At 72.6% G+C, this 20,490-nt stretch carries 16 protein-coding genes and 1 pseudogene; 13 read left to right on the forward strand and 4 right to left on the reverse strand.

Annotated elements, in window-relative coordinates; translation table 11 throughout:
- Positions 1 to 15: 15 nt before the first annotated feature.
- The 5 genes and pseudogenes from rimO (at position 16) to AC0NZQ_RS20465 (ending at position 4,503) form a co-directional block, all read left to right on the forward strand.
- Entirely contained in the window at positions 16 to 1,428 is a 1,413-nt protein-coding gene (gene rimO, locus AC0NZQ_RS20445) for a 30S ribosomal protein S12 methylthiotransferase RimO (protein WP_474531926.1), read from the forward strand.
- Between the two features lie 260 nt (positions 1,429 to 1,688).
- Positions 1,689 to 2,297 (forward strand): CDP-diacylglycerol--glycerol-3-phosphate 3-phosphatidyltransferase, encoded by a 609-nt coding sequence (gene pgsA, locus AC0NZQ_RS20450; protein WP_474532045.1) that lies wholly within the window; start codon positions 1,689 to 1,691, stop codon positions 2,295 to 2,297.
- Positions 2,298 to 2,440: 143 nt separating this feature from the next.
- Positions 2,441 to 2,812, forward strand: a pseudogene (locus AC0NZQ_RS20455) (helix-turn-helix domain-containing protein); the annotation flags it as partial.
- 233 nt (positions 2,813 to 3,045) lie between these two features.
- Positions 3,046 to 3,858: a TetR/AcrR family transcriptional regulator gene (locus tag AC0NZQ_RS20460; RefSeq protein ID WP_474531927.1), complete on the forward strand. Its 813-nt coding sequence runs from the start codon at positions 3,046 to 3,048 to the stop codon at positions 3,856 to 3,858.
- Between the two features lie 138 nt (positions 3,859 to 3,996).
- Positions 3,997 to 4,503: a hypothetical protein gene (locus AC0NZQ_RS20465; RefSeq protein WP_474531928.1), complete on the forward strand. Its 507-nt coding sequence runs from the start codon at positions 3,997 to 3,999 to the stop codon at positions 4,501 to 4,503.
- A 338-nt stretch (positions 4,504 to 4,841) separates the two neighbouring features.
- Here AC0NZQ_RS20465 and AC0NZQ_RS20470 read toward each other — a convergent pair whose 3' ends face one another.
- Both AC0NZQ_RS20470 and AC0NZQ_RS20475 read right to left on the reverse strand, forming a co-directional pair.
- The gene (locus tag AC0NZQ_RS20470; protein ID WP_474531929.1) at positions 4,842 to 5,663 is read right to left on the reverse strand and encodes a DNA-formamidopyrimidine glycosylase family protein; all 822 of its coding nucleotides are present in this window, start codon (positions 5,661 to 5,663) and stop codon (positions 4,842 to 4,844) included.
- Positions 5,664 to 5,736: 73 nt separating this feature from the next.
- Positions 5,737 to 10,290: an ATP-dependent helicase gene (locus AC0NZQ_RS20475; protein ID WP_474531930.1), complete on the reverse strand. Its 4,554-nt coding sequence runs from the start codon at positions 10,288 to 10,290 to the stop codon at positions 5,737 to 5,739.
- A gap of 319 nt (positions 10,291 to 10,609) precedes the next feature.
- On the opposite strand from AC0NZQ_RS20475, the gene infC reads away from it, so the two are divergent.
- The 5 genes from infC (at position 10,610) to AC0NZQ_RS20500 (ending at position 13,302) form a co-directional block, all read left to right on the forward strand.
- Positions 10,610 to 11,188 carry a translation initiation factor IF-3 gene (infC, locus tag AC0NZQ_RS20480; RefSeq protein ID WP_474532046.1) on the forward strand — a complete coding sequence of 193 codons (579 nt, stop codon included), beginning with the start codon at positions 10,610 to 10,612 and terminating at the stop codon, positions 11,186 to 11,188.
- 38 nt (positions 11,189 to 11,226) lie between these two features.
- On the forward strand, positions 11,227 to 11,421 hold the full coding sequence (rpmI, locus tag AC0NZQ_RS20485; protein ID WP_474531931.1) for a 50S ribosomal protein L35: 195 nt from the start codon (positions 11,227 to 11,229) through the stop codon (positions 11,419 to 11,421).
- A 66-nt stretch (positions 11,422 to 11,487) separates the two neighbouring features.
- On the forward strand, positions 11,488 to 11,886 hold the full coding sequence (rplT, locus tag AC0NZQ_RS20490) for a 50S ribosomal protein L20 (protein ID WP_474531932.1): 399 nt from the start codon (positions 11,488 to 11,490) through the stop codon (positions 11,884 to 11,886).
- The gene (locus tag AC0NZQ_RS20495) at positions 11,879 to 12,661 is read left to right on the forward strand and encodes a TrmH family RNA methyltransferase (RefSeq protein WP_474532047.1); all 783 of its coding nucleotides are present in this window, start codon (positions 11,879 to 11,881) and stop codon (positions 12,659 to 12,661) included. Before rplT ends, AC0NZQ_RS20495 begins: the two co-directional genes overlap by 8 nt.
- Positions 12,658 to 13,302 (forward strand): MOSC domain-containing protein, encoded by a 645-nt coding sequence (locus AC0NZQ_RS20500; protein ID WP_474531933.1) that lies wholly within the window; start codon positions 12,658 to 12,660, stop codon positions 13,300 to 13,302. Before AC0NZQ_RS20495 ends, AC0NZQ_RS20500 begins: the two co-directional genes overlap by 4 nt.
- Here the strand turns inward: AC0NZQ_RS20500 and AC0NZQ_RS20505 are convergent.
- Complete coding sequence (locus AC0NZQ_RS20505; protein ID WP_474531934.1) at positions 13,299 to 13,721, reverse strand: MarR family winged helix-turn-helix transcriptional regulator; 423 nt, start codon at positions 13,719 to 13,721, stop codon at positions 13,299 to 13,301. The two genes, AC0NZQ_RS20500 and AC0NZQ_RS20505, sit on opposite strands and share 4 nt — an antisense overlap.
- Before the next feature lie 89 nt (positions 13,722 to 13,810).
- On the opposite strand from AC0NZQ_RS20505, the gene AC0NZQ_RS20510 reads away from it, so the two are divergent.
- From AC0NZQ_RS20510 to pheT, 3 genes are all read left to right on the forward strand, one after another.
- Complete coding sequence (locus tag AC0NZQ_RS20510; RefSeq protein ID WP_474531935.1) at positions 13,811 to 15,613, forward strand: ABC transporter ATP-binding protein; 1,803 nt, start codon at positions 13,811 to 13,813, stop codon at positions 15,611 to 15,613.
- Positions 15,614 to 15,878: 265 nt separating this feature from the next.
- Positions 15,879 to 16,982, forward strand: coding sequence for a phenylalanine--tRNA ligase subunit alpha (gene pheS / locus AC0NZQ_RS20515; protein ID WP_474531937.1), 1,104 nt, complete (start codon positions 15,879 to 15,881; stop codon positions 16,980 to 16,982).
- Entirely contained in the window at positions 16,979 to 19,450 is a 2,472-nt protein-coding gene (gene pheT / locus AC0NZQ_RS20520) for a phenylalanine--tRNA ligase subunit beta (RefSeq protein WP_474531938.1), read from the forward strand. The genes pheS and pheT overlap by 4 nt, the downstream gene beginning before the upstream one ends.
- On the opposite strand, the gene AC0NZQ_RS20525 is transcribed toward pheT, so the two are convergent.
- Positions 19,451 to 20,443 (reverse strand): alpha-hydroxy acid oxidase, encoded by a 993-nt coding sequence (locus AC0NZQ_RS20525; RefSeq protein ID WP_474531939.1) that lies wholly within the window; start codon positions 20,441 to 20,443, stop codon positions 19,451 to 19,453. It abuts the gene before it with no gap.
- Positions 20,444 to 20,490 lie beyond the last annotated feature (47 nt).

Consider the following 20,490-nt stretch of genomic DNA (forward strand, 5'->3'; position numbering starts at 1 on the left):
AGTAACCTGCAACTCGTGTCATCGGCCGAACGCAGTGTCGCGCTCGTCACCCTCGGGTGTGCGCGCAACGAGGTCGACTCCGAAGAACTGGCCGGCCGCCTCGGCGCCGGCGGCTGGGCGCTGAGCGACGACCCCGACACCGCGGACGTGGTCGTGGTCAACACCTGCGGCTTCATCGAGTCGGCGAAACAGGATTCGATCAACACCGTCATGGCAGCAGCCGACGAGGGACGCAAGGTCGTCGCCGTCGGGTGCCTGGCCGAGCGGTACGGCACGGAGTTGGCCGACGCGCTGACCGAGGCCGACGCGGTGCTGGGCTTCGACAGCTACGCCGACATCGCCGCCCGCCTCGACGACGTCGCCGCGGGCCGTCCGGTCGCGGCGCACACGCCCCGCGACAGGCGAACGCTGCTGCCGGTATCGCCCGTCCAGCGGCAGCCGGCGGTCGAGGAGGTCGCCGTCCCCGGCCACGCCTGGGGTCCGACGATCGCCCGCAGCCGCCTGGACGACAACCCCGTCGCGTATCTCAAGCTCGCCTCCGGTTGCGACCGGCGTTGCACCTTCTGCGCCATCCCCTCCTTCCGCGGCTCGTTCGTCTCGCGCAAACCCGCCGACGTGCTGGGCGAGGCGGCGTGGCTCGCCTCCACCGGCGTCCGAGAGCTCGTCCTGGTCAGCGAGAACTCGACGTCCTACGGCAAGGACCTCGGCGACCTGCGGGCGCTCGAGGCGTTGCTGCCCGACCTGGCCGCGATCGACGGTGTGGAGCGAGTCCGGGTCTCCTACCTGCAGCCGGCCGAGATGCGCCCCGATCTCACGTCGCGGATCGCCGCCACGCCCGGCGTCGCGCCCTACTTCGACCTCTCCTTCCAGCACGCGAGCCCGACCGTGCTGCGACGGATGAAGCGCTTCGGCGGGACCGAGCCGTTCCTGGACCTGCTGCGGCGCGCGCGGGCGCTCGCCCCGGACCTCGGCGCCCGCAGCAACTTCATCGTCGGCTTCCCCGGCGAGACCGAGGACGATGTCGCCGAACTCGAGGCGTTCCTCTCCGAGGCGGGGCTGGACGCCATCGGTGTCTTCGGCTACAGCGACGAGGACGGGACCGAGGCCGCCGACTTCACCGACAAGATCGACCCGGACGAGATCGCCGCCCGCAAGGAGCGCATCCAGAGCCTGGCCGACGAGCTCGTCAGCCAGCGCGCCGAAGACCGTGTCGGCACCCGCGTCGAGGTGCTCGTCGAGGAGCTGGACGAGACGCCCGAGGGGCTGGAGATCATCGGACGGGCGGCCCACCAGGGGCCGGAGGTCGACGGTTCGGTGCGACTCGTCGGCGAGGGCGGCGAGTACGCCCGCGGCATGATCGTGCCGGCGTTCGTCATCGACTCCGAGGGTGCGGACCTGATCGCCCAGATCTCCGGAAAGCCCTGGTGACCCCGCCCGATCCGTCCGTCGGCGCGCCTCACGACGCGGCGGACGAGGTCGCGCTGCGCTCCGCCACCGGCAGCGCTGGCGACACCGCCACCAATCCTCGCGCGGCTCTCGACCACGCGAGGGAGGCGATGGTCGATCCGACGAGCGACCGTACGGCCGAGCGGGCGGCCAAGCGGGCCGAGCGCGCGGAGCGCTACGCCGAGCGGGCTGAGCGGTACGCCGACGCTGCCGCCCGGGCACGCGCCGCGGCGGAGGCGCAGCTGCCGCCGCTGCAACAGGATCCGATCGGCGACCCCCCGGACCACGTGTCGGCGTGGAACATCGCCAACGCCTTGACGGTGCTGCGGCTGGCGCTTGTCCCGGTCTTCGTCGGCATGCTCTTCGCCTCCGACGGTCACGACACCTTCTGGCGGGTCGTGGCCTGGGGAGTCTTCGCCCTCGCGTGCATCACCGACACCGTCGACGGCGACATCGCCCGCAAGCGCAACCTCGTCACCGAGTTCGGCAAGCTGGCCGATCCCATCGCCGACAAGGCGCTGGTGGGGGCTGCCCTCGTCGGGCTGTCGCTGCTCGGTGATCTGCCCTGGTGGGTGACGGTGGTGGTCCTGGCCCGGGAGCTGGGCGTCACGTTGCTGCGCTTCTGGGTCATCCGCCACGGCGTCATCCCGGCCAGTCGCGGCGGCAAGATCAAGACCCTGCTCCAAGGCGTCGCCATCGGGCTGTTCGTGCTGCCGCCGTGGGGCTGGCTGCACGGCATCGCGTGGGTGGTGATGGTCGCCGCCATCGTGGTCGCCCTCGCCACGGGATTCGACTATGTGGCTCGCGCCCTGCGGCTGCGCCGGGAATCTTCGGTCGTCGCCGCTCGTTGATCGTGCATGGTGGCCACCGGCATCAGACTGTTCGCCCACAGCGGACCCCGTCCGGGCATCGCCTCGCCGCGGTCCCTCGCCGGTACGGTGAGTGACGGACGAGGAGATCGACGAGCGAGGGAGTGGGTCCGATGACCGCACAGCTGCCCGTGCTTCGGCAGGTCGTGGGGGAGACGCTTCGCGGCCTGCGCATGCGCCAGCGGCGGACCCTGCGCGAGGTCTCCGCCACGGCCCGCGTCAGCCTCGGTTATCTGTCGGAGGTCGAGCGAGGCCAAAAGGAGCCCTCCTCGGAGCTTCTCGCCGCGATCTGCGGCGCCTTGGACGTGGAGCTCTCCGAGCTCTTCACCGAGGTCAGCGACACGCTTCGCCGCCAGGAGAAGCTGGCCTACGCCCATCGTGTCGCCGCCATTCCCGGCCCGGCGCGGATCGCCGCGGCGCCGGTCCCCACCGGTGTGGGTGGATCGGGGAGCGGCGAGCCCACCGTGCCGAGCGCAGCGGTGTCGCATGCTGCGGCCGGTGCCGTCGGATCAGGCGCGGCCGCGTCGACGGCCGTCGTGCCGGGCGGAACCGTGACGACGAGCCGGGTGCGCAGGCTCCCCACCGTCGCCGCCTGACGACACCTTTCGTCACATCAGTAACATGAGCACCAGATCCGCCGACGGGCCGGAGGAGATCCGGCGGTGTGCACCGCACCGGGGGTAGCTTCCGCCTCACACGGCGCCGTCGTCCGCCCGGCCTGGAGGCTCGCATGACCACCTCGGCAAGCCCGCTGTTCGACACGCTCTTCCGGCCCACCGTCGCCGCCGAGCTGGCCCCCGTGGACGGGCGGCCGGACGAGGCCGCCAGGTTGGGTGCCTCGGCGGCTCCGGTCCGGGTCACCGGGACCCGTACCCGTGCCGGCAACGCGATGAGTCGCACCCGCGCCGCGCTGCTGCTCGGTGCCGGCCGGGCGGTCGCTGCCACCGGGACGAAGATCGCGATGGCGCAGGTCGCCACGCTCGCCGGTGTCGCCAAGGCGACGCTCTACAACCACTTCCGCACCCGCGACGCCGTTCTCGCCGCCCTGGTCCTGGATCAGGTGCAGCAGCTCATCGACGCCCACCGCGCCCAGCCACTCGCCGACGCCCTCGCCGGGGCGGCGCGCGACATCTCGCGCAACGAGGTCGTCCGTGGCCTGGCCGCGGTGGAGCCGGCCGCGCTCGCCTCGCTCGCCCGCATCGACGTGGCGCAGCCGGCCTGGCAGCTGGCCCGCGACGGCGTCGCCGACCTTCTCGGCGAGGCCGGTCGCGGCGGTACGGAGACGGTGCTGCGTTGGCTGGCGTCGTTCCTGCTGACCCCGGCGACGCCCGACCGGATCGCCGAGGACGTCGCGGTGCTCGTGGCCGGGTTGCCGGTGGCTGCCCCTGCCGCCGCCGTCCCGGACGGTGCCCTCAGCAGCGCTGGCGCTCACGACGCTGGGGTTTCCGACGCTGGGGTTTCCGACGCTGGGGTTTCCGACGCTGGGGTTTCCGGCGCTGCCGGTGCGGGGATGACGGCGCCGGCGGCCCCTCGGTCTGCTTGAGCTGTCTCCGCGTCGCCTCCCGGCGGTGCTGCGCCGGTCCTGTCCGCCACCGAAACCGGCGACACCGACTCACTGACGCCGACCCACCGCTGGCCCGTCGTCGTCCACCGACCTACAGACACCGAGGTACCGCCACCCGTGTTCGGCCGCCGCAGTCGCAGCGTCCCCTCGGCCGAGGTGGTCCGGGCTGGTATTCGGGAGGCCATCGTCCGGTTGGACGAGCAACGCCGCCTCGCTGCGTCGGCCGCCGGTCGCGCGCTGGTGAGCCAGGCCGAGGTCCGGCGGGCCTGCGAGCAGCAGCTCGCGACTCTGGCCGCCGCGGCTGCAGAGGCGGAGGACGCCGAGGCGGCTGCCCGGCGGGCCGCGCAGGACGCCCGACGCGACGCCGACCCCGATCTCGCCGCCTTCGAACAGACCGCCGCGGGGCTGGCCGACATCCGTCAGGCACTCACCGCCGCCGCGGCGCCCCTGCATCAGCTGCGTGAGGCAGCCCGACGCAATGTCGACGAGGCCGGTGAGGTGCTGATCGGTGCCCGCGCCACCTTGGACGAGCAGATCCGGGCTCAGATACGTCTGCTCCGCGCCTGGGAGGAGGCGGAGCAGCGGCGCATCGTCCGGCAGTTGCGCGCCGCCCGCCGCCGCTGACCGACGGCGCTCACGTCCGATCCGGCAACGAGCGCCTGCTGCTCAGACCCGACCCACCGACGCGGGCCCGCTGCTCAGACCCGACCCGCCGACGCGCGGCTGCTCAGACCCGACGCGCGCCTGCCGCTCAGACCCGACCCGCCGACGCGCGGCTGCTCAGACCCGACGCGCGCCTGCCGCTCCGACCCGACCCGCCGACGCGCGGCTGCTCAGACCCGACGCGCGCCTGCCGGTCAGACCCGACCCGCCGACGCGCGGCTGCTCAGACCCGACGCGCGCCTGCCGCTCAGACCCGACGCGCGCCTGTCGCTCACCCGACCCGCCGACTCGCCTGCCGCTCAGACCGAGCGCCCCTCCCGTGGCGGCGCAGGCTGGCAGGTGGGACACCAGTACGTGCCGCGGTGCCGGGGCGGCAGTCCCTGATCGCGTCGCCGAATTGTGGTGCGGCACCGCAGGCAGGGCTGACCGCCCCGTTCGTAGACCCAGTGTTCGCGGCCACGCTGCGTGTAGCCGGTGGTCGACTGTTCGGGATGGTCGCGGTTCATGAGCAGGACGCGCTGCGACATGGCCACCACGGCCGGCAGGTCGGCCACGTCGTCGACCCTGGTCCACGGGTGGACCCGGGTCATGAAGAGCACCTCGGCCTTGTACATGTTGCCGACACCCGCGAGCTTGGTCTGGTCGAGCAGGGCCTCGCCGATGGTGAGGTCGGGCTCGGACCGGAGGTTCGCCAGCGCCCGCTCGGTGTCCCAGTCCGGTCCCAGCAGGTCGGGGCCGAGGTGATCGACGAAGGTCCCCTCGTCGGCGCGGCCGACCAGCGCCAGGTCGTGGATGCGGTACCCGGTCGCCAACCACTCGTCGTTACCGAGCAGTACGCGGATCATGTGGTCGGGGTGACGACGCGGTGTGGGCTTGCCGCGCGCCGAGAGGTAGTACGAGCCGTCCATGCGCAGGTGGCTGTGCAGTGTGAGCTGCTCGCCAGGGCCGTCGAGGCGCGTCAGGATGTGCTTACCCCGCGAGATCACGTCGGAGACGGTGCGCCCCCGCAGGTCGACGGTGGCGAGAGCGGGCACGCGGAAGTCCGACGTCGTCAACGCGCGCCCGGACAGCGCCTTGTGCAGCCGATGCGCGGTCAGCCAGACGGTGTCGCCCTCGGGCACGACGAGCACCTCCCTCGGCCGGGACCGTGGCTCCGGAACACGCGACGGCCCTCGACCGTGCGCAGGTCGGTCGTCACGCGCGGAGCCGCAGACCGCGAGGGGTTGGCCGGAAGCCGGCCCGGGTGAGCGCGTCGCCGAGGGTCGAGGCGAGCACTGGGGCGCCATCGGCCTTCTCGACCTGTAGCCGTCCCAGGGCCCCGTCGCGCACGGCGAGGGCGAGCGCGTCGGCCGCCGGCTGCAGCACGGCGGCATCCTCGGTGAAGGAGAGCAGCGTCCGTCCGCCCCGCTCGACGTAGAGGACGCAGGCGCCGTCGACCAGCACCACCAGCGCGCCTGCCTTGCGCGCCGCCTGGTGACCGCGCTTGCCGTCGTCGCCGCTCGGGGCCTGCGGGAACGGCAGCGCGGCTCCGTACGGGTTCGCGGGATCCGTGGCGGCGAGGACCAGCGCGGTGACGCCCTCGGCGGCGCGGGCGTCCAGCGGCCGTGCCTCGCCGCGCAGCCGGTCGACGGCGCCGGGGAGAGCGAATTGCGCCGCGCCGAGCCCCTCGACGAAGTACCCGCGGCGGGCGCGACCCGACTCCTCCGCTGCCTTCAGCACCGGATAGACGGCGGCGAAACCGCCTGTCACCCGCTCGGCGGCCACTGACCCGCGGGTGACGAGCCCGTACCGGTCCAGCAGGACGTCGGCGGCCGCCAGCGCGCGTCGGGTGGGGTCCTCGTCACGCGGCGGCACCGCCGACCAGCGGCCGCCCATGCCGTAGGGCGTCGGGCGCTGCTTGCTCGGACCGCCGCCCGGCGCGGTCAGACCGCCGTGGCGGCCGTATCGGCTCCGCGGGGCGCGGGGCTTGCGGGTGTGCGCGGTGCGCCTGCCACCGTCGAGCAGGGAGCGGATCGGAGCGAGGGTGTCGTTGGTGAGCACGCCGGCCCAGACCAGGTCCCAGACCGCGCGGATGACGGCCTCGTCGTTCTCGAACGTCTCGGCGGTGGCCATCGCGCGGTCGACGAGGGCCTTGAAGAAGAGCGCCTCGTCCCTGCCGAGGGCGTCGGCAAGCGACCGTGCCAGCGGGTCGTCCACCTCGTCGGGCGCCGGCAGGATGTGCGGCGCCAGATCGGCCGGCGCGAGGGTGATCCAGCCGTCCTTGCCGGCCAGCGATCCGGCCCCGGCCCAGACCACCTCGCCGGAGAGCGTCAGCTCGTCGAGCAGGGCGGGGGAGTAGCCGGTGACGCGGCTGGGCAGCACCAGCGTCTCGAGCGCGCTCGCCGGCACCGCGACGCCGGCCAACTGCTCGACGGCGCGCAGCAGCCCGTCGACGCCGCGGGACGATCGCGTGCCCAGCCCCTGCCAGGACGGGATGAAGCGTGCCAGCGCCTCGGGCGGGACCGGCTCGACCTCCTTGCGCAGCGCGGCGAGCGAGCGGCGACGAATCGCGCGCAGCACCTCGGCGTCGCACCACTCCGTGGCGATGCCCCCCGGACGGAACTCGCCCTGGACGAGCCGCCCCGACGCCCCGAGTCGCGCCAGCACCGACGACACCACCGCGACACCGAGCCCCAGCCGCGCCGCGACGTCGGCCGCCACGAACGGACCATGGGTGCGCGCGTACCGCGAGACCAGGTCGCCGAGAGGGTCCTTCACTGGCTCGGTGAAGGCCTCGGGCACCCCGACGGGCAGTGCGGAGCCGAGCGCATCGCGAACGCGGCCGGCGTCCTCGATGGCCAGCCAGCGCTCGTCGCCGGCGATGCGGACCCGGATGGCGCGCCGGCCCTCCTCCAGCGCGGCGAGATCCTGCGGTGTCGCACCGCGCGCCACCGCCTCGGCCGTGGTCAGGTCGCCGACGGCCCGCAGCAGGTCGTGGACGCCGTCCGGACCACGAGCGTGGCGATCCTCGGCGAGACGGGCGATCTCGGCCTCGACCTGCTCGATCGCCTCCGAATCGAGGAGCTCGCGCAGGTCGGTGGCGCCCAGCAGCTCGGCCAGCAGTGCCGAGTCCAGCGACAGCGCCTGCGCCCGTCGCTCGGCCAGCGGCGCGTCGCCCTCGTAGAGGAAGACGCCGACGTAGCCGAAGAGCAGCGACCGTGCGAAGGGCGAGGCGGACGGTGTCTCGACCTCGACCAGCTTGACCTGGCGCGAGGCGACATCGCGCATCAGCCCGACCAGGCCGGGGACGTCGAAGACGTCCTGCAGGCACTCGCGCATGGCCTCGAGCACGACCGGGAAGTCGCCGTACTCGCCGGCGACCTGGAGCAGCTGACTGGCACGCTGGCGCTGTTGCCACAGCGGCGTCCGGCGGCGTGGGTCGCGGCGGGGCAGCAGTAGCGAGCGCGCCGCGCACTCGCGGAACCGGGAGGCGAAGAGCGCGGAGCCGCCGACCTCTCCGGTGACCATGGCCTCGATCTCGTCCGCCTCGAAGATCGCGATGTCGCCACCGGGCGGCTCGGCGTCGGTCTCGGGGAGCCGCAGCACGATCCCGTCGTCGCTGTGCATCGCCGAGACCTCGAGGCCGTAGCGCTCCCGGAGCCGGGCCGCGATGGCCAGCGCCCACGGCGCGTTGACCGGCGCGCCGAACGGCGAGTGGATGACCAGCCGCCAGTCGCCGAGCTCGTCGCGGAAGCGTTCGACCAGCACCGTCCGGTCGTCGGGCAGGTGATGCGTCGCCTCGCGCTGTTCGGCGAGATAGGCGAGCAGGTTGGACGTTCCCCACTCGTCCAACCCCGCAGCCTTGGCGCGGGCGGTCGCCTGATCGGCGGGAGAGCTGGCCAGCTCACGCAGGAAGGCGCCGAGCGCGCGGCCGAGCTCGACGGGTCGTCCCGGCTGATCGCCCTTCCAGAACGGCATCTTGCCGACCTCGCCGGGCGCCGGGGTGACGAGCACGCGGTCGTGGGTGATGTCCTCGATGCGCCAGGACGACGAGCCGAGCAGGAAGACGTCGCCCACCCGCGATTCGTAGACCATCTCCTCGTCCAGCTCGCCGACCCGTCGGCCGGGACCCTCGCCTGTGGCGAGGAAGACGCCGAAGAGTCCCCGGTCGGGGATCGTCCCGCCGCTGGTGACGGCGAGATGCTGCGCCCCCTTGCGGGCGGTGAGCTCACCGGTGACGCGATCCCAGATGATGCGCGGGCGCAGCTCGGCGAAAGCGTCGGAGGGATAGCGGCCTGCCAGCATGTCCAGCACACCTTCGAGGGCGGAGCGCGGCAGCCCGGCGAACGGCGCTGCCCGCCGGACGAGTTCCTCGACCTCGTCGACGGTCATCGGCTCGAGCGCGAGCATTGCCACGATGTGCTGGGCCAGCACGTCGAGAGGGTTGCGGGGGTAGCGCATGGACTCGATCTGTCCGTCCCGCATCCGTTCGGCGACGACCGCGCACTCGAGCAGGTCCCCGCGGAATTTGGGGAAGATGACGCCCCGCGACACCGCGCCCACCTGGTGCCCGGCGCGACCCACGCGCTGCAGCCCGGCGGCCACCGACGGCGGCGACTCGATCTGCACGACCAGGTCCACGGCACCCATGTCGATGCCGAGCTCGAGGGACGAGGTGGCCACGACGGCGGGGATCCGTCCGGATTTCAGCTCCTCCTCCACGATCGAGCGCTGCTCCCGCGACACCGACCCGTGATGCGCCCTGGCGACCGTGATCTCCCCGGCCGGGTTGCCCGAACCCGCCTGGGCCATCAGCTGCGCCGGCGAGGCGTCCGTCGCTGGTTCCAGGCCTGCCCGTTCGGTGGCCAGCTCGTTCAACCTGGAGGTCAGCCGCTCGGCCTGCCGACGGGAGTTGCTGAAGACGATGGTGGAGCGGTGGTCCTGGACGAGGTCGAGGACCCGCTCCTCGACGTGGGGCCAGATCGAGGTCCGGCGCTGCGATCCGGCGGCGGCACCGGTGAGATCGTCGTTCGGCTCGCCGATCGCGGACATGTCTTCCACCGGGACCACGACCTGGAGCTCGACCGTCTTCGTGGACTCGGGCTGGACGATCGTGACGTGCCGCCCGCCCGCGAGGAAGGTGGCGACCTCGTCCACCGGCCGCACCGTCGCCGAGAGCCCGATGCGCTGGGCCGGGCGGTCCAGCAGCCGGTCGAGCCGATCGAGGGAGACGGCCAGATGCGCCCCGCGCTTGGTCGAGCAGACGGCGTGGACCTCGTCGACGATCACCGTGTCCACGCCCCGCAGTGACTCCCGCGCGGCCGAGGTGAGCAGCAGGAAGAGCGACTCGGGGGTGGTGATGAGGATGTCGGACGGCCGTCGTGCGAAGAGCCGACGCTCGTCGGCAGGCGTGTCGCCCGAGCGCATGGCGACCGACACCTCCGGCTCCGGCAGGCCGAGCCGCGCCGAGGCCTGGCGGATCCCGGCCAGCGGACCGCGCAGGTTGCGCTCCACGTCGACGGCCAGCGCCTTGAGGGGGCTGATGTAGAGGACTCGGCAGCGCCGCTGCGGATCCTCGGGGGCGGCCTCGGCCGCGAGCCGGTCCAGCGCGGAGAGAAAGGCGGCGAGCGTCTTGCCCGAGCCGGTCGGGGCCACGACGAGGGTGTGATCGCCGGCGGCGACCGCGTCCCACGCGCCCGTCTGGGCCGCTGTCGGCGCGGCGAAGGCGCCGTCCAGCCAGGCCTGCGTGGCGGGTGAGAAGGAGTGCATGCCGACATCCTGCCCACGGGGTACGACAACTCTGCGGCGGGGAATTGGGGTCAGCCCGGTGATCGGCTATGCTGGGACGCGACCAGCCCTGCCTTCACCGACAGGGTGTGCAAGCGGAAGCCCTCCAGCCTCCCACCCGAGCCGCAGCATCACCGGCGCGCCGGGTCCGGTCCACGACGTCCGGCCGTGCCGGCACGTCGGGTACGCCGACGCGTGCCAGGACCGGTCGGAAGTCCACGAGGGCCCCGCGAGCACCAGCGAGCGGGGCCTTTCACATGGACGGGCACCGCCACCCCACAGACAGACCGTAGGAGGTCCCATCAGCTCCGAAGCCAGGATCAACGACCGGATCCGTGTTCCCGAAGTACGCCTCGTCGGTCCCGAGGGCGAGCAGGTCGGCATCGTGCCGATCGGCAAGGCCCTGGAACTCGCCGCCGAGTCGGACTTGGATCTCGTCGAGGTCGCACCGATGGCGCGTCCGCCAGTCTGCAAGCTCATGGACTACGGCAAGTTCAAGTACGAGGCGGCCCAGAAGGACCGCGAGAACCGCCGTAATCAGACGCTGACCGTCATCAAAGAGATGAAGCTGCGGCCGAAGATCGACTCGCACGACTACGAGACGAAGAAGGGTCACGTCGAGCGGTTCCTCAAGGCCGGCGACAAGGTCAAGGTCACGATCATGTTCCGTGGCCGCGAGCAGTCCCGCCCGGAGCTCGGCTTCCGGCTGCTGCAGCGTCTCGCCGAGGACATCACGGAGCTCGGCTTCGTCGAGTCCTCGCCCAAGCAGGACGGGCGCAACATGGTCATGGTCGTCGCGCCTCACCGATCGACCAAGGCCGTGAAGATGCCGCGCCCGGATGCCGCACCGGCACCGGCCGACGCGGCCCCCGCCGAGTAGCAGACCCGAGCACCAGTACCACCGACGAAGGAACCCTCATGCCCAAGAACAAGACCCACAGCGGGACGAAGAAGCGCTTCCGGGTGACCGGCACCGGCAAGATCCGCAGCGAGCGCGCCAACGTCCAGCACAAGTTCGAGTCCAAGACGTCGCGCCACAAGCGTCGTCTCACCGGCACGAGCCCCGTGGCTGCCGCCGACACCCGTCGCGTGAAGAAGCTGCTCGGTCTGTAGACCGTCTCCCGCTGAACCCCCGCGTCGCGCGCTCCGCGTGCGACGCCCGAGAGCAAGGAACACACCGTGGCACGCGTCAAGCGGGCAGTGAACGCCCACAAGAAGCGCCGGACGACCCTCGAAGCAGCCAGCGGTTACCGCGGCCAGCGCTCGCGGCTCTACCGCAAGGCGAAGGAGCAGCTGCTCCACTCGTCGACCTACCAGTACCGCGACCGCAAGCAGCGCAAGGGCGACTTCCGCCAGCTGTGGATCACCCGCATCAACGCGGCGGCCCGCGCCAACGACATGACCTACAACCGCTTCATGCAGGGTCTGCGGCTGGCCGGCATCCAGACCGACCGCAAGGTCCTCGCCGAGCTCGCCGTCAGCGACCCGGCCGCCTTCGCCGCGCTGGTCGAGATCAGCCGCGCCGCGGTCCAGGCCGAGGGCATCGGCGGCGCCGCCGCCCAGTCCCCGGCTGCCTGAACTGCTCAGTAGCAGCAACGCCCGGCTCGCGGCCGCGCGCCGTCTCACCCGACGGACCGCGCGGCGCGAGACCGGGCGTTTCCTGGTCGAAGGGGCGCAGGCGGTCCGCGAGGCGCTCGCCGCGGACGCAGTTCTCGAGAGCTTCGCGACCGCCGAGGCGATGGATCGCCACCCCGAGCTCACCGCCGATGCAGCGGAGATCTCGGTCAAGGACGCCGCCGCGCTGTCGGAGACCGTCACCCCGCAGGGGCTGATCGCTGTCTGCGCCCGGCCGACCACCACGCTGGGCGACGTCCTCGCCGGCCGGCCGCGACTGCTGGCCGTGCTGGTCGAGCCGAACGACCCCGGCAATCTCGGCACCGTCATCCGGACCGCGGACGCCGCCGGAGCCGACGCCGTCGTCCTGGACGGCGGCGTGGATCCGTACAACGGAAAGGTCGTGCGCGCCGCCGCGGGCAGCCATTTCCATCTGCCGGTAGTGGAGGCGCGGGTGGGTGACGTCGTCGCGGACACCTCCGCGGCCGGCTTGCTCACGCTGGCCACCACCGGACACGCCGAGCAGGACCTCGACGCGCTCGCCGACGACGGGACGCTCCGGCGACCGACCGCCTGGCTCTTCGGGACCGAGGCCCACGGCCTGCCCGAGCCGGTGCTGGCCGCCGCCGATGCCGGCGTCCGCATCCCGATCCACGGCCGCGCCGAGAGCCTCAACCTCGCCGTCGCCGCGGCCGTCTGCCTCTATGCCAGCGCCCGCGCCCACCGGTCGCCGTCGTGATCGTCCGTTCCGTCAACCTCGCACCGGATTTCGTCGCGCAGCCGCGGGGCAAGGACACCGGGATCGGCAAGCGATCGGTCGCCGGACCGGTCGACGTGCGCGCGCCCGGTCCCAAGCGCGGCGGTCTCGGCAGTGGACTCGTCGGGGATCGCATCGGCAATCAGCGCCATCACGGCGGCGACGACCAGGCCGTCTACGCCTTCGCCCGCGAGGTGCTGGACCACTGGCAGGACGTCCTCGGCCGGGAGCTGCCCGACGGAGCCTTCGGCGAGAACCTCACGACGCAGGGGCTGGCTGTCGATGCCGCCGTCCTCGGCGAACGGTGGCGGATCGGGGCGGTCGAGCTGCAGGTGACCGCGCCACGCATTCCGTGTCAGACCTTCCGGCAGGCGATGCAGGTGCGCGGTTGGCTGCGCCGGTTCACCGAGGACGGCCGGTCCGGCGCCTACCTGCGGGTGATCACTCCCGGCACGATCAGTGCCGGCGACCGGATCGAGGTCGTCCACCGCCCGGACCACGACGTCACCGTGCCGGACGCCTTCCGTGCTCTGCTGGTCGACCACTCGCTGCGGCCGGGACTGCTCGCCGCCGGCGAGGACCTCTGCGCCGAGCTGCGCCGGGTGGCCACCCGCGCCGGTTAGTCCTCCAGCGCGAGCAGGATCCGCATCAGCTCGGCACGATCGGCGGCGCTGAGGCGGGCGAAGAGCTCGTCGCTCTCGGCCATCCGCGCCTCGCGGATCTTGAACATCAGCTCGCGGCCCGCGTCGGTCGGCACCACCAACGTTGCCCGCCGGTCAGACGGGTCCGGTGTCCGTTCGACGAGTCCGCGCGACTCCAGGGCGTCGACGACCTCGGTGGCTGAGCGCGGTGCGATGCCGAGCTTGTCGGCCAGGGCGCCCGGCCGCATCGAGCCGCGCCGCATCAGCGTGCCGAGCGCGCGCGACTGGGCGGGGGAGAGGTCGAAGGGCGCCAGCGTCTGCTGCGTGCCGTGACGCATCCGGCGGGCGACGCTCCAGAAGGCATTGGTGAGCGCCTCGAGCTCGGCATCCCGGTCGGCCATGGGAACAGCCTACCGAACATTGTTGTTCAGCCTCATTGTGAGGTAACCTCAGCAATGTCCCCGAGTCCCGAGAGAGAGGTCGTCTGCGTATGACGAGCCCCATGTTCGGTGGTGGTCGCCCCGGTGGCCCCGCCAAGAAGCCCACCGCCGCCGAGAAGGCGCAGGCGCGCGGCGTCTCGCTGCGCCGAATCGGCGGACTGTTCCGTCCGTATCGCGCCCAGCTCGGCCTGGTCACCGCGATCATCGTGGTTGCCGCCGTGCTCGGCATGGCGTCGCCGTTCCTGCTCAAGGCCGTGATCGACACCGCGCTGCCGCGGCAGGACGTCACGCTGCTCGTCTGGCTTGCCGCCGGGATGGTCGCCGTCCCCGGCATCACCGCCGTGCTGGGCGTCGTGCAGACCTGGGTGAGCACCAAGGTCGGACAGCAGGTCATGCACACGCTGCGCGTCGACGTCTTCGGTCACCTGCAGCGGCAGTCCATGGCTTTCTTCACCCGCACCCGTACGGGCGAGGTCCAGTCACGGATCACCAACGACATCGGCGGGATGCAGTCGGTCGTCACGTCGACGGCCACCAGCATCGCCGCCAACCTCACGACGGTCGTCGCGACCGCGGTCGCCATGGTCGCGCTGAGCTGGCAGCTGTCGCTGATCACCCTCGTGGTCATGCCGCCGTCGATCCTGCTGACCCGCCGCGTGGCCCGCATGCGCCGGCAGGTCACGGCGCAGCGCCAGGCCGAGCTCGCCGACCTCAACGTCACCATCGACGAGGGGCTCTCCATCAGCGGAGTCCAGCTCGCCAAGACGATGGGGACCGGCCCCGCGCTCATCGACCGCTTCACCGCCTCGTCGGCGCGGCTCATCGACCTGGAGCTCCGCTCCGATCTCGCCGGCCGGTGGCGGATGGCGGTGATGCGGGTGCTCTTCGCCGCGATTCCCGCCGTCATCTACCTCAGCGCCGGCCTGCCCATGACCGCCGGCTCCATGAGCATCGGCACCATCATCGCCTTCACCACGCTGCAGTCCGGTCTGTTCATGCCGCTGATGGGGCTGCTCGACGTCGGCGTGACGGTCACCAGCTCGCTGGCCCTCTTCGCGCGCATCTTCGAGTACCTGGACCTGCCCGTCGACGTCGCCGACCCGGCCGAGCCGGTCGACCTCGACCTCGACACCGTCGCGGGCCATGTCCGCTTCGAGTCGGTGACCTTCGAGTACCCCGGCAGCGACTCGGCCGCGGTGGCGGGCGTGGACCTCGATGTCCCCGCCGGCACGACACTGGCCCTGGTCGGTGAGACCGGCTCCGGCAAGAGCACACTCGCCGCGCTGACCTCGCGCCTCTACGACCCCACCGGCGGCCGCATCACCGTCGACGGTGTGGACCTGCGCGACCTGCGACTCTCCGACGTCGCGGCGCTGGTCGGGGTCGTCAGTCAGGACACCTACCTGCTGCACGCGACCGTCGGCGACAACCTGCGCTACGCCAAGCCGGACGCCACCGACGACGAGATCGTGGCGGCCGCGAAGGCAGCACAGATCCACGAGCTGATCTCGCGACTGCCGGACGGTTACGACACCATGGTGGGCTCGCGCGGCTACCGGTTCTCCGGTGGCGAGAAGCAGCGGCTCGCGATCGCGCGCACGCTGCTGCGGGACCCGAAGATCCTCGTCCTGGACGAGGCCACCAGCGCCCTGGACAACGAGACCGAGCGCGCCGTGCAGCTCGCCTTCGACGAACTGTCCCGCGGACGCACCACCATCACCATCGCCCACCGGCTCTCGACGGTCCGCGACGCCGACCAGATCGCCGTGGTCGATCACGGCCGCATCGTCGAGCGTGGCACCCATGACAGCCTGCTGGCCGACGCCGGCCGCTACGCCGCCCTCGCGACGTGAACGACCCTCGCCACGTGAACGACCCTCGCCACCCCAGGCCGAGTGGTCGATTTCGGTCCCCAGTGGTCGCCGCGTCGCGGCCACTCGGGCGAGAAATCGACCACTCGGCGACTGGTTCGTGTGCCGGTGAACCCGCCCGACACCCCGCGATAGGCTGCAGGCATGACCCGGTCCGACGCGCTGTTCGCCGCGCGGCTTGCGGCCGCTCTCCGTCCGCGCGCCTGAGCTGACAGCCGGGCGTGTCCGCCCGACACCCGAGAGACAGATGACCAGTCAGAACTTCGACCCGGTCGAGGTCGCCGCCCTGCAGCAGGACGCCATCGACGCCAATGTCGAGGCCGCCCTCGCCGCGATCTCCGCCGCCACCACCCTCGACGAGCTCAAGGCGGCCAACCTGGCCCACGCCGGGGACCGCTCGCCGCTGGCCCTGGCCAATCGCGAGATCGGGGCGTTGCCCCCGGCCGCGCGCGCTGCCGCAGGCAAGCGCCTCGGCCCTGCCCGCGGTCGCGTCAAGCAGGCGCTCGTCGCCCGCGAGGCCGAGCTCGAAGCCGAGCGCGACGCCCGCGTCCTCGTCGAGGAGGCCGTGGACGTCACGATGCCGACCGACCGCCGTCCCGCCGGTGCCCGCCATCCGCTCACCACGGTGATGGAGCACATCAGCGACGTCTTCGTCGCGATGGGCTGGGAGGTAGCCGAGGGACCGGAGGCCGAGGGCAGCTGGTTCAACTTCGACGCCCTGAACACGCCGACGGAGCACCCGTCGCGCGAGCTCTCCGACACCTTCTACGTCGGCTCCGCTGATTCGGGCGTGGTGCTGCGGACGCAGACCTCGCCGGTGCAGATCCGCGCCATGTTGGCCAAGGAACCACCGATCTACATCGTCTGCCCCGGCAAGGTGTTCCGCACCGATGAGCTGGACGCCACCCACACCCCGGTGTTCCACCAGCTCGAAGGTTTGGCCGTCGACGAGGGCCTGACGATGGCCCACCTCAAGGGCACCCTGGACCACATGGCCCGCGCCATGTTCGGCCCCGACATGGTGACCCGACTGCGCCCGCACTACTTCCCGTTCACCGAGCCGTCGGCCGAACTGGACCTGCTCTGCTTCGTCTGCAAGGGAGACTCCGTCGACAACCCCGACCGCCCTTGCCGCACCTGCAGCAGCGAGGGCTGGATCGAGTGGGGCGGTTCCGGCATGGTCGACCCGCGCGTGCTCGCCGCCTGCGGCATCGACGCCGAGCGCTACACCGGCTTCGCCTTCGGCATGGGGATCGAGCGGACGCTGATGTTCCGCAGCGGCGTCGCCGACATGCACGACATCGTCGAGGGCGATCTCCGATTCACGCAGGCGTTCGGAGTGGAAGCATGAAGGCGCCGATCAGCTGGCTCGCCGAGTACGTCGACCTGCCCGCCGGACTGACCCCGCGCCAGCTCGCCGACGCGCTCATCGGCGTCGGCATGGAGGTCGAGAGCGTCGAATCGGGCGCCGACCAGCTCAGCGGTCCCATCGTCGTCGGCCGCGTCGTCTCGGCCGAGCCGGAGCCGCAGAAGAACGGCAAGACGATCAACTGGTGCCAGGTGGACGTCGGCGCCCACAACGTCGACGGTGCTCCCCGCGGCATCGTCTGCGGCGCCCACAACTTCGGCCCCGGCGACCTCGTGGTGGTGTCGCTGCCCGGTGCCGTGCTGCCCGGTGGATTTGCGATCGCCGCGCGCAAAACCTACGGCCACGTCAGCGACGGCATGATCTGCTCGGTCCGCGAGCTTGGCATCGGCGACGACCACGACGGCATCCTGGTGCTGCCGGCGGGCAGTGCCGAGCCCGGCGACGACCCGCTGCCGCTGCTCGGTCTCACCGACGCCGTGCTGGACGTCGCCGTCACCACCGACCGCGGTTACACGATGTCGATCCGTGGCCTGGCCCGTGAGGCGGCGGCGGCACTCGGCGTGCCCTTCCGGGACGTCACGCTGCCACTGCCCACCGTCGACGGCGGTGCCGGCGAGGTGACGATCGACCCGGCTGCCTGCCTGCGGTTCTCGGCGCGCGCCGTCACCGGCCTCGACCCGGCGGCCCCGTCGCCGGAGTGGATGGCCACCCGGCTGCGGCAGTGCGGCATCCGGTCCATCTCGCTGGCCGTGGACGTGACGAACTACGTCATGCTCGAGACCGGACAGCCGCTGCACGCCTTCGATCGCGACAAGCTCCGCGGTGGCATCGGCGTCCGCTACGCCACCGCGGGCGAGAAGCTCGTCACGCTGGACGACCAGACCCGCACGCTGGCCGCCACCGATGTCGTCGTCACCGACGACTCCGGGCCGGTGGCGCTCGCCGGCGTCATGGGCGGGGCGTCGACGGAGATCGGCAGCGAGAGCACGACCGTCCTGCTCGAGGCCGCCACCTGGTTGCCCGATGTGGTCGCGCGCACCGTCCGTCGCCACAAGCTGCCCAGTGAGGCGGCCCGCCGCTTCGAGCGCGGTGTGGACCCCGAGATCGCCGGCTCGGCGCTCGAGCGGTGCGTGCGGCTGCTCGTCGAGCACGGCGGCGCTACCGACGTCGCGGGCTACACCGTGGTGGGCGAGGTCCCACCCGCCCCCCTGATCACGATGCATTGGCAGCGCTCCGAGCAGCTGGCCGGCATGTCGATCCCGCGCGAGGACGTCGTCGCCCACCTCGAGGCCGTCGGCTGCACTGTCGACGGTGGCGAGGTGCTGCAGGTGCAGCCGCCCAGCTGGCGTCCGGACCTGCTCGTCCCCGCCGACCTCATCGAGGAGGTCGTCCGCCTCGCCGGGTACGACCGCCTGCCGTCCCTGTTGCCGTCGGCGCCGGCCGGTCGCGGGCTCACCGGACGGCAGCAGTTGCGTCGCGCCGTCACCCGGGCCGTCGCCGGCGACGGGTACACCGAGGTGCTGGCGTACCCGTTCGTCTCACCGGCTGTCCACGACACTTTCGGTCTGGCCGCTGACGACCCGCGGCGCCGTGCCGCTCGACTGGTGAACCCGCTCTCGGACGACGAGCCCGAGCTGCGCACCTCGCTGCTGCCCGGGCTGCTCGGCGTGGCGGCACGCAACCTCGGCCGCGGCTGCCGGGATCTCGCGCTCTTCGAGACCGGTCTGGTCTTCCTCCCGCGGCCGGCTGCTGCGCCGCCCGCCCTCCCCGGCATCGCGGCGCGACCGAGCGACGAGGAGATCGCCGCGCTGGACGCCGCACTGCCGGATCAGCCCACCCACATCGCGGCCGTCCTCACCGGGAACCGGGAGCCGCGCGGGTGGTGGGGCGAGGCCCGCCCGGCGGACTGGTCCGACGCCATCGCCTTCGCGCGCACCGTCGCGACCGCGGCGCGAGCCGAACTCACGGTGCGTCCGGCCACCCTGGCCCCCTGGCATCCCGGCCGGTGCGCCGAGCTGTGCCTCGGCGAGACCGTCGTGGGACACGCCGGTGAGCTCCATCCGAGGGTGGTCGCCGCGCTCGACCTGCCCGAGCGCGCCTGCGCGGTCGAGCTCGATCTCGACGCCTTCGATGTCCCGGCGCCGGCACGGGCTCCGGAGATCTCGGCCTTCCCGCCGGTGCTGCTCGATGTCGCCCTGGTCGTCGACGACGGCGTCGCGGCCGGGGACGTCGCGGCCACGCTGCGCGACGCCGCGGGACCGTTGCTGGAGTCCGTCCGGCTCTTCGCGGTGTACGCCGACGCCGACCGGCTCGGCTCCGGGGTGCGGTCGCTGACCTACGCGCTGCGCTTCCGTGCGCCCGACCGCACGCTCACCGTCGAGGAGGCGACATCGGCTCGCGACGCGGCGGTGGCCGCCGCAGTCGAGCGCCACGGCGCGCGGCTGCGCTGATCACCCGACGAGGAGGTCGAGGGTCACCTCGGACCTGCTCGCGCACCCCGCCAGGCCCATGACGTGGGCCGTCTCGGCGGTGTAGGCGTCGAGGACGTCCCGGATCCTGTCGGCCCCACCGGCGGCGAGGGCCCAGGCGATCGGACGTCCGACGAGGACGGCGGTGGCGCCGAGGGCGAGAGCGACGAGCACGTCATGGCCGCTGCGCACTCCACCGTCCACCAGCACCGGGACCTCGCCGCCCACCGCGGTCACGACGCCGGCGAGGGCATCGGCGGGGGCCACGGCCCGGTCCAGCTGCCGGCCGCCGTGGTTGCTCACCACGATCCCCGCGGCGCCGGCGTCGACCACCGCGCGGGCGTCGTCGGCTCGCAGCACCCCCTTGACCAGCACCGGGAGCCCGGTGCGCGAGGCCAGCCGGTCGATGTCGGCGAGCGTGGCGGGGGCCTGCTCGGCGCCGGGGGGCAGCGTACGCAGCCGCCCCTGACGCCGCTTGGCCGCGACGTACGGCGTGTCACCGGTGAGGACGACGGCCGTCGCCCCAGCCGCGACCGCCCGGTCGGTGAGCGCGTCGCCCACGCCCCGGTCGGCGGTCACGTAGTGCTGCTGCCACCACGGCCGTCCCGCCCGCACTGCGGCAATCGTCGCCACCGCGACATCGGCCCGCGCCGAGGTCACCACGAGGTGCGCCCCGGCACCGGCTGCGACGGCGGCCTCGCCGTCGGGGTGCAGCAGCTGCTGGTACCCCACCGGGGCCACCGCCACGGGGGAGGGCAGTTCGACACCGAACAGCGACACCCGGGTGTCGACAGCGGAGACGTCCCGCAGCACCCGGGGCGCGAAGCGGTGCCGTCGCCATGCTGACTCCGCGGCGTCGAGGCTGATCTCGTCTCCGGAACCGCCGGCGACGTAGTCGGCGACGGCGGGCTGAAGCCGCGCCACCGCCTCCTGCTCCAGATGACGCAGGCGCTCGGCCAGCGGGGGCGGGGTCACCGGTACATCCTGGCCCGACCCGCTCGCGTATGAAGTTGCGGGGTACT

The sequence above is a fragment of the Jatrophihabitans sp. sgz311053 genome, assembly GCF_056135305.1.